The following is a 12,787-nucleotide window of genomic DNA, read 5'->3' as shown; positions in this document are numbered from 1 at the left end:
GGCGACCTGTCATCGGTTTGCCGGCAGAAAGGGATAAACGGGCTCCGCCCCATCCCTTTCTCCGCCGCCTTCACCGGACAGGTTCCCGCCTGCGGAACTGATGCACATCCGCTGGCGCACGACTAGAATTGTCGTAAACTCTTGTCTGGCGTCAGCCTGCGCCCTTAGCTTTGCGTACGGGGCACCCACGCGATGCAGGCGGCGTAGAATGAAGTGGGGCTGCTGTTATGCAACTTAGCTAAGCCAACAAAAGGCTTGCTGTTAGTTCACTTCATTCAGCCGGCAAAGCGCAAAGTGGGTCGTACGGCGAAGCGAGGCGCAAAAGAGTTTTTGGTTCCTTTTGGGGCTTTGGCCAAAAGGAACGCAAGCAATCTGTGATTGCGCGCAGTATAAAAAAATAACAAATAAATCAACTATTGCCTGGCATTATTCCTATAGATTTGATTTATCTATAACAAAAAAACAGTTAATCGGTAAATTGTAAACAGGTTGTCTTTTTAATTATTAAATTTGTAGCCTATTCAGGTTAATTGCATCCTTTTTACTGAAAACAAAAGCAAAAATGGAGATATTAAAACGTTATATAAGTTTTATCATATTCTTTTCTATTATCATAGCCCCATCCCACGCCCAGAATATCAACCAGGGGAAGAGGCAAAAAGACGACCTTCTACGCAAAATCACCGACATAGAAAGCCGTGTAAGGGAAATAACGATAAGGGATACCACCAAGGGCTTTTCCGCCCCTATAAAGATAGATACAGCTTATGCCAATCTTATACAGACCAACGTTCATGCTGTTCGCAACCGGAAAGGCTTGCTGATAGTAGAACCCGACTGGGTACCTTTTAGCCAGAATACAACTTTCCGCGATACCACCATATTCGACCCGGCTTTCTTGCCTCCGGTATTCGACGGCAAGATATTACCCGACGACCTCGATTTCGTTTCGAACAACAGTACAGCCGAAGCATACCCTCCTTTCCATCTAATATCTCCCGACAGCACCTTTGCCCCTGCTTTGAGTAAAGTGCGGCGGGTAGAAAACCTGCGGAGGATGTATTATATGGAAAATCCGCAGAAAATAAAGCTGAATGCGATGGAGTTTAAAGGGGCGAGCGTTGTCAGCCAAGAGGTGGTAACACCCAAAAATCCTTTTAAGGAATTATTATCTACCGAAGAGCCGGTTACATTTACGACACCCGAAGTAGAAAAAACGCCAATACATTATCTCAAATGGATGAAAGAGATCAAAGGTGAACATTCTATGCAACTCTCGCAACAGAGTTTTTCGGAAAACTGGTCGGGAGATAATAACCTGAAACTAGCCAGCTACCACAAATTGACATTAAACTTCAAAAGAAAAAAACTCAATGTCAATAATATAATAGAATGGAGGCTCAACATGCAAAAGACTCCGGCTGATACTATTAACGAATACAATATATTAGACGACTATCTACGGACATACAGTACTGTCAGTTTGCAAGTAAAGGAGTCTAACAATTGGTCATACTCTACCAACCTGGAAATGAAAACGCCCCTGTTTGTACGAAACAAAGCCAAAGACGTGAAAAGAACAAGGGAAAGAGCTTTTTTATCGCCCTTCGAACTCAATACCGGGGTGGGTATGCGTTACGAACTGAACAAGACGTCGAAAAAAGATAAAAACCGGAATTTCAAGCTCACTGCCGACTTATCGGTATTCTCTCTCAACTACAAGTATGTAAGGGATGAAAAGGTTAGTGTAAAACAGTTTGGCATAGAGGAAGACAAAAGCGCAAAACTGGAATATGGTTCTACGTTCAACTTCAACATGACCTACAACCGCAATAAATATACCAAGTTTACCTCGCGCCTCAAATACTTTACCAATTACGAAAAGGCTTACGCAGAATGGGAAAACAACGTAAACTTTGTATTAAACAGGTATTTGTCTGCGTCACTATACCTCTATGTCATATACGACGATGGTGTAGGGCATGAGAAAAAAGACGACAAATGGGGATACTTCAAATACAACCAGATGGTAGGCTTCGGGCTGGCATATACATGGTAAACCATCATTCACTAAAAGATTTTTATTACAATATATGAATACATTCGGCAATATTTTCAGGCTTACTTCTTATGGCGAATCACATGGCGCAGCCATTGGCGGCGTGGTAGATGGGTGTCCGGCAGGTATAACTGTAGACATGGCATTTATACAAAACGAGCTAAACCGCCGCCGCCCCGGACAATCGAAGATAACCACCCCACGCAAGGAAGCCGACGAAGTAGAGTTCCTATCGGGAATATACGACGGCAAAACCACAGGCACGCCCATCGGTTTTGTTGTGCGCAATGCCAACCAGCATTCTTCCGACTACGACAACATGAAAGACGTGTACCGCCCATCGCATGCCGACTACACCTATACACAAAAATATGGCATACGCGACCATCGTGGCGGCGGACGTTCTTCGGCACGAGAGACTATTGCCCGTTGCGTTGCAGGAGCTTTGGCAAAACTCGCGCTCAAAGAATTGAACATAGATATTACAGCCTTCACTTCGCAGGTAGGAGGCATCAAACTGGATAAACCCTATACCGCATACGATCTGACCACAATAGAAGACACCCCTGTACGTTGCCCCGATAGCGGTAAAGCAGAAGAAATGATAAGCCTGATAGAAGAAGTAAAATCGAAAGGCGATACCATAGGCGGGGTCATCACCTGTGTAGTAAAAGGTGTGCCTGTAGGGTTGGGGCAACCCGTATTCGGAAAACTGCACGCAGCATTGGGCAATGCCATGCTCAGCATAAATGCCGTAAAAGGATTTGAGTACGGAGACGGCTTCGATGTCGATCACCGGGGTTCGGAAGTCAACGATGTCTTTTTCAACAACAACGGGACAATTTCTACCCGTACCAACCATTCGGGGGGAATACAAGGCGGCATATCAAACGGGCAGGATATCTATTTCCGCATAGCCTTCAAGCCTGTGGCTACCATTTTGATGCACCAAGACACTGTAGACAAAGACGGGAACGATACCGGCCTGAAAGCAAAGGGAAGGCACGATGCCTGCGTTTTGCCACGTGCAGTACCTATCGTTGAGGCAATGGCAGCAATCACGATATTAGATTATTACCTGTTGAGTAAAACCGACCGCCTGTTTATTTGATCTAAACAAAAAAAGCAGGCCGAAAAACAAACTTCTCGTTTCGCTTGTTTACATAGTACCAGATTGTAAACATATAAAGTTATGAAAGAGAACAAGAGAAGAGAAGTACGCACAGAAGATTTTATCGGCTACGAAGAAGCCCGTATCAACAAGGAAGATGCAAAGCCCGTAGAAGCTACCGAAAAAGAAGTGAAAGCCGCCGTAAACAGGATAAACCTCGACAACGACACTAGCGAAAGAGGTTGACTCCATCCTCTGAAACTGGATATTCGGAAAAGAAAGATAAATAAAAAAGACAAAACGTTTGTTTTATTCAAAAAAGTATTACATTTGTATTCATAAACAAAAAGCGATAACGCCGACATGAACAGTTTTTCTTATTCATACTTTTTCTTTTTTTACTTTTACTTTTTTAGAAGGTAGGGCAGGATTTTGTATGATAAGATTGATAGAAGAAATAAAAGCAATATGAATATATAGAATCCTGCCAAGTCGGCGGGATTTTTTTTTGAAGATAAGACAAGCGATGAAAAAAGTAGCAATACAGGGAGGACTGGGAGCATATCACGGCATAGCAGCCGAAAACTATTTCGGAGAAGAAGTTGAAATAGTGCCCTGCGCAACATTCAGGGATATATTCAAAACCATTAAGAAAGAGCCGAACACGGTAGGCATCATGGCAATAGAAAACACCATTGCCGGCAGTTTGCTTGGCAACTACGAATTGCTGAAAGAAAACAAACTGCCGATTGCCGGCGAATTTAAGCAACGCATATCCCATTGTTTTGCCGCCCTTCCCGGACAAGCTATACACTCCATAGAAGAAGTACAATCGCACCCCATTGCGCTAATGCAATGCGTCGATTTTCTTGACACCTTGCCAAATGTAAAGATCGTGGAACACGAAGATACAGCTTTGGCTGCCCGCGACGTTGCAGGCAAGAAACTAGCTGCAACCGCTGCGATATGCAGTGTGAGGGCTGCCGAAATTTACGGACTGGATATATTGGCGAGGGGAATTGAAACAAATAAGCACAATTTCACTCGCTTTCTTGTTTTTGGCAACCGCTGGGTGGTAGACGAACTGCAAAAGGATGATGTACTTAACAAATCATCTATCGTTTTCACACTGCCACACACCGAAGGCAGCTTGTCGAAAGTGCTTTCCGTGCTATCTTTCTACGGTATCAGCCTTACCAAAATACAATCGTTGCCCATCATCGGACGCGAATGGGAGTACCAGTTTTATGTAGATCTCAAATTTTCCGATCTGGAACGTTACCACCAATCGCTGGATGCTATACGCCCCTTGATAAGCGAACTGAAAATGCTTGGCGAATACCCTGAGGGAAGACAAAGTGAAAAGTGAAGAATGAAAAATTAAAAATTAAAAATATAGTTAATAGACTGAATAACTTGTAACTCGTAACTCGTAACTATTTCAATATGAATATAACACCCGCCGACCGCCTGAATACAGTACAAGAATACTACTTCTCGCGCAAACTGAAAGAAGTAGCCGAAATGAATGCTGCGGGCAAAAATGTGATTAGCCTCGGCATAGGCAGCCCCGACATGCCACCATCGCCCGAAACGATAGAAGCACTCAGCCTATCGGCTCACAGAAGCGATGCACACGGCTACCAGACCCATATAGGCATACCCGAACTGAGAAATGCCTTTGCCGGATGGTACAAGCGTTGGTATGGCGTAACACTAGACCCGAAAACGGAGATACAGCCGCTAATAGGCTCTAAAGAAGGGATACTGCATATATCGCTGGCTTTCCTCAATCCCGGCGATGGCGTACTGGTACCCAATCCGGGTTATCCCACCTATACATCGGTGAGCAAGATGGTAGGCGCAACCATCCATACTTACGACCTCGACGAGAACAACAACTGGCAACCCGACTTCGAGGCTCTGGAAAAGAAAGACCTGTCGAACGTAAAACTGATGTGGATAAATTACCCGAATATGCCCACCGGTGCAAACGGGAGTTTGGAGTTATTCGAAAAAATAGTAGCTTTCGGCAAAAAACACAATATTGTAATAGCACACGACAATCCTTATAGCCTTATCCTCAACGAAAAACCACTGAGCATTATGCAGATAGAAGGGGCAAAGGATATTTGCATCGAACTAAATTCGATGAGCAAGTCGCACAATATGCCCGGCTGGCGTATCGGTTTGGTCGTATCCAACCGGCAATTTATAGGATGGATACTCAAAGTGCTGAGCAATATAGAAAGCGGCATACTGAAGCCTATACAACTGGCAACCGTTGCTGCATTAGGCAATACGGACGAATGGCACAGGAAATACAATATAGAATTGTATGCCTCTCGCCGCCGCTATGCCGAGGCTATAATGGACGAACTGGGTTGCACATACGATAAGAATCAGGTGGGAATGTTCCTATGGGGAAAAATACCCGGCCATTGTAAAGGAAGCGAAGAACTGGCAGATAATATTTTATACAATGCAAACGTTTTCCTTACTCCCGGTTTTATCTTCGGCGACAAAGGCGAAAGGTATATACGCATCTCGCTTTGCTGCAACGAAGAAATGCTTTCAGAAGCTTTGAACAGGATAAAGAAATTTAATATATAAAATCATGGAAATAATAAACTACGACACCCTACTGGAACAATATGCAGGCGTTGCATTCGAAAAACAACGCAGCCTTGCCGAAGTGGTCGGCGACAACGGATGGCAGGTAGATATGGATAAGGGAACGATCTCTTTCGGAAGTAAACTGAGTTTTCCCATCCAGATATTAGGCACATACTCTTACGAGTCGGAAACATGGCTTTGGGCATGGGCTAACGAAGAATCGAACCTACCCGAAAACCTTCTGGTAGAAGCGAACGAACTGAGGGAGTTTGGAGAAAGGTATAATATCGAATTTCTCACAATGGACGAGTTTACAATGGAAAATACCGATGTGCACTCCATTGGGCTTATCGCATCGGGCAAATTCGGTTCGAGTGCCTACTATGCAGGCGATTTCGGAAGTGGCATTATACTGCTTACGCTGAATAGCAAAGAGGTAGACGCAGTACAATACGACGAACAGGGACGGATTCTGACCGTATTCCCCGAAATAGTAAACGTATTTGCAGTAAACCACAGGCGCGCATTGAAAAACTATCTTGAAGCAAAAGGATACGGAACAACCGAAGGCGAAGGTTCGCTATCAGGCAAAAAAGGCGACAATGTAATAGAAGCCTCTTTTGATGAGAAAGGACGGTTGACCAGTATGAATGGAGAAGTAAAAGGCTGAATAAACAAATAAGAATATTGCAATTTTATTCCAATATCTTTATCTATACAACACAGGTAATAAGCGTATTATCGGATAAAAAGCAACAACAATAAAAACTGCGAAAATGTGTTACTTTTTGCACCTTACTCTCCGCTCTCTCCAAAGGAGGGAGAGCCGCAAGCCACGGCTAGAGAGGGGAAAAAGTAACATTAGAAAAACAGCTAAAAGGTGTTACTTTTGCACAGTGGGCGTAATATCTTACGCCCGACACAACCGACGGGCGAATGATAATTCGCCCCTACAATGCTAATATTACAATAATTTTAATTTTTGTCATGTACTATGTTACTTGTGTTACTTTTTTCGTAAGGTACATTGATTGTCAACAATATAAACATTACAAAAAAGTAACATTATAATTAGAAACAAAACAAAATAAACAAATATGAAACTAGAATCAATCTTGCTACCCGGTGTAGATACTAAACGCCCCCTTGTGATAGCAGGCCCATGCAGCGCCGAAACAGAAGACCAGGTGATGAACACTGCCAAACAACTGGCCGCTAATGGCATAAAAATAATGCGTGCAGGTATCTGGAAACCACGTACCAAACCCGGAGGTTTTGAAGGTGTGGGCAGCGAAGGGCTGGTATGGCTCAAGAAGGTGAAACAAGAAACAGGGATGTATGTTTCTACCGAAGTTGCCACACAGAAACACGTTTACGAAGCTTTGAAATACGGCATAGATATGCTGTGGATAGGTGCGCGCACTACTGCCAACCCATTTGCCGTACAAGAAATTGCAGAAGCCCTGCAAGGTGTGGATATTCCTGTTTTGGTAAAAAACCCGGTAAACCCCGACCTCGAACTGTGGATAGGTGCATTGGAGCGCCTGAGCAATGTAGGGCTTACCCGCTTGGGAGCCATACATCGCGGATTCAGCTCTTACGACAAAAAGATATACCGCAACCTGCCGCAATGGCATATACCTATCGAACTAAAACGCCGCCTTCCCGACCTGCCGATAATCTGCGACCCCAGCCATATCGGAGGAAAGCGCGACCTTATCCAACCTCTTTCGCAACAGGCTATGGATTTGAGCTTCGAAGGCTTGATTATCGAGACGCACTGCAACCCGGAGGAAGCGTGGAGCGATGCTGCACAGCAAGTAACCCCTGTCCGCCTGAAAGAAATACTGGAAGGTTTGGTTATCCGCGATTCGAAACAATCGACAGAAGACCTCTCCGACCTTCGCCGCCAGATAGACGAAATAGACAACCAACTGCTCGAACTGCTTGCCAAGCGTATGCGTGTATCGCAGGAGATAGGCACATTCAAAAAAGAGCATAATATGGCCATCGTGCAAACCGACCGTTATGATGAAATACTTCAAAACCGCATTTCTCAGGCTGAGACTATGGGAATGAACCCTGAGTTTATGCGCGTAGTGTTGGAAGCCATTCACGAAGAATCGGTAAGGCAGCAAATAGAAATTCTGAATAAATAGAATTACAATGAAAATATTGATATTGGGAGCCGGAAAAATGGGCTCTTTCTTTGCCGATGTACTGAGTTTCGACCATGATGTAGCTGTCCTCGATACCGATCCTAAACGGTTGCGTTTCGTATATAATGTGGTACGAATGAGCAATCCGGAAGAAGTAAAGGACTTTGCACCTGAGATAGTAATCAATGCCGCCACGATAAAATATACCATTCAGGCATTCGATATGGTTTTGCCATACCTCGACGACCAGTGTATTATTTCCGATATAGCTTCTGTAAAGACAGGGTTGCAGGAATATTACGAAAAGCTGGGACGTCCTTATGCATCGTCGCACCCTATGTTCGGCCCTACATTTGCCAGCCTGAGCGACTTGAGTACACAGAGTGCAATCGTTATATCCGAATCGAACCATTGGGGGAAGATATTCTACAAGGATTTATATAAAAGCCTTGGACTGAAAGTTTTCGATTATACTTTCGATGAGCACGACGAAACTATAGCCTACTCGCTTTCCATCCCATTTGCCTCCACGCTCGTTTTTGCTTCGGTAATGAAGCATCAGGAAGCTCCGGGAACAACTTTCAAGCGGCATATGGATATCGCAAAAGGGCTTTTGTCGGAAGACGACTACCTGCTTACCGAAATTTTATTCAATCCGCACACACCGGCTCAGGTAGAGGGTATAAGAAAGGAGCTCAAGACTTTACTGGAAATAATAGAGAAGAAAGACAGTGGCGAAATGCTGAAATTCCTGACAAAAGTAAGGGCTAATATAGCTGATAAGTAATAAAGAACGGGGTAGCATCTTTTGCTAGTCTTAATAAGGAAGGCTGCACCATTTATCTTAATTGGTTGGGTACTGAAAAACGTCTATCTGAGATAGATATAAAAAATAACAGCAGGCCTTCGCCTGCTGTTATCTATCTATTATTTTGTCTGTTAACGTTTCGACTAATCTACAGGGATATCCTTATTCACATTCTTACTTCCTATCAAAGCATAATACAGAAGGAATGCAAGTCCGATGATTATCACCCAGTAACTGGTCATATAAGTAGAAAGGTCTGCCACTTTGTTTTGGATAAGAGGTAATACGCCACCACCTACTACCATCATCATAAAGATACCCGATGCAGCAGCGGTATATTTACCAAGTCCTTCTACGGCAAGGTTGAAGATACCACCCCACATGATAGAAGTACAAAGTCCACACAACACAAGAAGTAATGCACCGATAGGCACTTCTGTCATAGCAAACGAAGAACCTGTAAATACAGGCATCGCAGTCATTATAGTCTTAGGCAGGAACATAGCGGCAAGAACTAAAACGATACCTAGCCCCGAAGCGGCTGTAAGCATCATCTTGCTCGATACCTTATTGGCAATGGAAGCCCCAACAAAACGGCCTATCATCATAAGGAACCAATAAGTACCGGCTACGAATCCACCGATAGAAGATGCTTTAGCAGGATCAAGACCAGCACCCTTGTCTGTAACATCCGATAAGAAGAAGTTCAATGTTCCCGGAATACCTATTTCTATACCCACATATACGAAGATACCTACAGCTCCCAACACAAAGTGACGGAAAGCCCAAGGTGAGTGTTCGAATGTAACGTTAGCACCTTTCTTGCTTGTTTCAGGGTCTTCGATCTTAACGAAAGAAAGGGCAATAAATGCAAAGGCAAATACACCCATAGCGATGAACAAAACAGGGTTTACGTCAGTGATTGCAGTTTTCACAGTTATCTGTCCGATCAAAGCACCTACGAACATAGGAGTCAATGTACCGGCCAAAGAGTTGAATGTTCCACCTGTTTGGATAAGTTGGTTTCCTTTATTACCACCACCACCTAGCAGGTTGAGCATAGGATTTACAACAGTATTGAGCATACATACAGAGAAACCTGCAACGAACGCACCCAATAAATAAACATAGAAGTTGAGAGGCAAGGTAAACAACTCGGCCCCTACTCCTACAATACCCGACAGGAATTGGATGAAAACTCCGAAGAACCCTACTGCTATCGCAACCAGTGCTGTTTTCTTATAGCCTATCTTTGTCAATAGTTTCCCGGCTGGAATCCCCATAAACAAGTAAGCAAGGAAATTCATCATATTACCCAACATTCCAAGGAAGTTAGACCCTTCCAGTTCTGGCTGATTTTTCCAAATAACACCAATAGGCGCAGCTAGATTGGTTACAAACGAAATCATCGCAAACAGAATGATCATCGTCACAATGGGCACTATAGGCACACTTTTTTTCTCTGTACTACTCATAATAAATTTTACTTTAGGTTGTTATATATTAGTTCTATTATTTCAGGTCTCAATTATTGCTGTCGCTACAGCCTCTCTCTTGAGAATACAAGGAGTGGTTAAATCCGAAAAACTAACCACCCCCTGATTCTCTGCAGGATACATTAAACAGTATCCTCAATTCATGGTCTCTTTAGGTTAAGTGAAGATTGTTTTCATAAAAATCAACGTAAAAATACTTATCTCTTTTCATCTGTCATCATCTCAAAAGCGTGTTGTATAACATAAAAAAAGACAAGCTGTATTTCAATTCTTTTTGTATCATATTGTCGGCAAATTTCTGTAATCTCATATCTTTTTGTTTCTCACAAGAAATCAAGCAAAAATATTCGTTCAGATTATCAATCATTTAGAATAAGGCATATTAACAGAATATCAAAAATGAAAGAGAAACAAAGTTATCACTTGCTCTTTGGAATAACAATAAAAGCACCGTAAAGTTTCTCAATCTTCAATAATTACCCATTTTCCTGTTTAACAATATTTAATATTGCTACATTTGTATAGCCTTTTCTATTGAACCAGGCATCAGTAAAAACGTTACACTATAAACAATCAAGTAAAAAATACAATATGGACTCTATTCGCAATCTGTACAAAATAGGACACGGCCCATCGAGCAGCCACACAATGGCACCACAAAAAGCCGCCTTAAGGTTTAAAGAAGAAAACCCTGCCGCTTCATCGTTCAGGGTTACGCTATATGGCAGCCTTGCAGCAACCGGCAAAGGACATATGACCGATGTTGCTATCGAAAACACGCTTGCGCCCCTGCCTGTGGATATTATATGGCATCCCGGAATAGTGCTGCCCGTACATACCAATGGGATGAAATTCGAGGCTCTAGCCAATGGCAGCGTATTAAAGGAATGGGTAGTTTATAGTGTAGGAGGGGGCGACCTTTCGGAAGGTGAAGATAAAATAACCGGACAAGAATCCCTATACGACAAAACCAATATGAAAACCATCCTTGCATGGTGTCAGCAAACAGGGAAAACATTCTGGGAGTATGTAGAAGATACCGAAGGGACGGATATACTCCACTATCTGGAACGCGTATGGAATACTATGGAAGCCGCCATTCACCGTGGGTTGGATGGAGAAGGACTTTTGCCCGGAGGGTTGGGATTGCAACGCAAGGCTTCTATGTATTATATCAAGTCGAAAGGATATCAAGGCTCTATGAAAAGCCGTGCGTTGATTTATGCCTATGCTCTGGCAGTTTCGGAAGAGAATGCGAGCGGTGGCATGATTGTCACAGCACCTACCTGCGGCTCGTGTGGTGTATTGCCATCGGTACTATATCACCTGAAAATGAACCACGATTTCAGCGATAAGAAAATAGTGCGCGCATTAGCTACCGCGGCATTGATTGGTAATATTGTAAAGTATAATGCTTCCGTATCGGGAGCGGAGGTCGGTTGCCAAGGTGAAATAGGAGTAGCCTGTGCTATGGCGGCAGCAGCAGCCTGCCAGTTGTTCGGTGGCTCTACACAGCAAATAGAATATGCCGCCGAAATGGGTTTGGAACATCATTTGGGTTTAACCTGCGACCCTATTTGCGGACTGGTACAGGTACCATGTATCGAACGAAATGCCTTTGCCGCTGCACGTGCATTGGATTCGTGTTCGTTCGCTATGCTATCCGACGGTAAACATCTTATCAATTTCGACAAGGTAGTACGCACTATGGAACAAACGGGGCACGACTTGCCAAGCCTGTATAAAGAAACTTCGACCGGCGGACTTGCTGTGAATTTAGAACAGGTAGATGAATGACAATAAAACAACGATATCAGCGATTATTTAAGGATTACAATATTCCTGTCTAATAATACTTATTGTAAATAAAACAATATTATGGCGTATATCAATATCATATTCGTTGCTTTTTTGAAGTAAAATACCGTCTTATTTTTCTACTTTTGTAAATCTGAATAAACCAAAAACAAATATATAAAAGAACAAGAAATGAACACTATCCCCTTATTAAATCGCGGCGCCGACAACATCCGCATTTTATCCGCCTCTATGGTCGAAAAAGCCAACTCCGGACACCCCGGCGGAGCTATGGGCGGCGCCGACTTTATCAACGTACTCTTTTCGGAGTATTTGGTTTATGATCCCGAAAACCCGCTCTGGGAAGGTCGCGACCGCTTCTTCCTCGATCCCGGGCATATGTCGCCCATGCTCTATTCCACCCTTTGCCTGACAGGTAAATTCACCCTCGAAGACCTACAAGGCTTCCGCCAGTGGGGCAGCGTAACACCCGGCCACCCCGAAAGGGACCTCACCCGCGGCATCGAAAACACCTCCGGTCCACTCGGGCAAGGACATACCTTCGCAGTAGGGGCAGCCATAGCAGCCAAGTTCCTCAAACACCGCTTTGGTGACTGCATGAACCAGACTATCTATGCCTTTATCTCCGACGGAGGCATCCAGGAAGAAATATCACAAGGTGCAGGCCGTACAGCCGGCCACCTCGGGCTCGACAACCTGATTATGTTCTACGACTCCAAC

General features: G+C 43.8%; 10 protein-coding genes and 1 pseudogene. 10 read left to right on the top strand and 1 reads right to left on the bottom strand.

The genetic code is table 11. From position 1 onward, the window contains the following. Positions 1 to 562: 562 nt before the first annotated feature. The 8 genes from D0T57_RS14545 to D0T57_RS14510 all read left to right on the top strand — a co-directional run bounded on the left by D0T57_RS14545 (position 563) and on the right by D0T57_RS14510 (position 8,732). The gene (locus tag D0T57_RS14545; protein ID WP_163274208.1) at positions 563 to 2,059 is read left to right on the top strand and encodes a DUF3078 domain-containing protein; all 1,497 of its coding nucleotides are present in this window, start codon (positions 563 to 565) and stop codon (positions 2,057 to 2,059) included. Positions 2,060 to 2,093: 34 nt separating this feature from the next. After that, positions 2,094 to 3,170 carry a chorismate synthase gene (gene aroC / locus D0T57_RS14540; protein ID WP_163274207.1) on the top strand — a complete coding sequence of 359 codons (1,077 nt, stop codon included), beginning with the start codon at positions 2,094 to 2,096 and terminating at the stop codon, positions 3,168 to 3,170. 81 nt (positions 3,171 to 3,251) lie between these two features. Next, positions 3,252 to 3,416, top strand: a complete 165-nt coding sequence (locus D0T57_RS14535; RefSeq protein WP_163274206.1) for a hypothetical protein — start codon at positions 3,252 to 3,254, stop codon at positions 3,414 to 3,416. Positions 3,417 to 3,696: 280 nt separating this feature from the next. Further along, positions 3,697 to 4,539, top strand: a complete 843-nt coding sequence (locus D0T57_RS14530; protein WP_163274205.1) for a prephenate dehydratase — start codon at positions 3,697 to 3,699, stop codon at positions 4,537 to 4,539. A 77-nt stretch (positions 4,540 to 4,616) separates the two neighbouring features. After that, positions 4,617 to 5,783, top strand: coding sequence for a pyridoxal phosphate-dependent aminotransferase (locus D0T57_RS14525; RefSeq protein ID WP_163274204.1), 1,167 nt, complete (start codon positions 4,617 to 4,619; stop codon positions 5,781 to 5,783). 4 nt (positions 5,784 to 5,787) lie between these two features. Next, positions 5,788 to 6,456, top strand: coding sequence for a DUF6882 domain-containing protein (locus D0T57_RS14520; protein WP_163274203.1), 669 nt, complete (start codon positions 5,788 to 5,790; stop codon positions 6,454 to 6,456). Between the two features lie 427 nt (positions 6,457 to 6,883). Further along, positions 6,884 to 7,945, top strand: a complete 1,062-nt coding sequence (locus tag D0T57_RS14515; protein ID WP_163274202.1) for a bifunctional 3-deoxy-7-phosphoheptulonate synthase/chorismate mutase type II — start codon at positions 6,884 to 6,886, stop codon at positions 7,943 to 7,945. 7 nt (positions 7,946 to 7,952) lie between these two features. Beyond that, positions 7,953 to 8,732 carry a prephenate dehydrogenase/arogenate dehydrogenase family protein gene (locus tag D0T57_RS14510; RefSeq protein ID WP_163274201.1) on the top strand — a complete coding sequence of 260 codons (780 nt, stop codon included), beginning with the start codon at positions 7,953 to 7,955 and terminating at the stop codon, positions 8,730 to 8,732. 164 nt (positions 8,733 to 8,896) lie between these two features. Here D0T57_RS14510 and D0T57_RS14505 read toward each other — a convergent pair whose 3' ends face one another. Further along, complete coding sequence (locus tag D0T57_RS14505; RefSeq protein ID WP_163274200.1) at positions 8,897 to 10,228, bottom strand: MFS transporter; 1,332 nt, start codon at positions 10,226 to 10,228, stop codon at positions 8,897 to 8,899. 612 nt (positions 10,229 to 10,840) lie between these two features. Between D0T57_RS14505 and D0T57_RS14500 the strand changes: the two genes are divergently transcribed. After that, positions 10,841 to 12,046, top strand: a complete 1,206-nt coding sequence (locus D0T57_RS14500; RefSeq protein ID WP_163274199.1) for an L-serine ammonia-lyase — start codon at positions 10,841 to 10,843, stop codon at positions 12,044 to 12,046. Positions 12,047 to 12,238: 192 nt separating this feature from the next. After that, a pseudogene (locus tag D0T57_RS14495) lies at positions 12,239 to 12,787 on the top strand (transketolase); the annotation flags it as partial.

The organism is Dysgonomonas sp. 511 (genome assembly GCF_010501105.1).
Taxonomy (GTDB): Bacteria; Bacteroidota; Bacteroidia; order Bacteroidales; family Dysgonomonadaceae; genus Dysgonomonas.
Note: the sequence above shows the minus strand (reverse complement) of the source record. Positions and strands in the feature narration are given on the sequence as shown.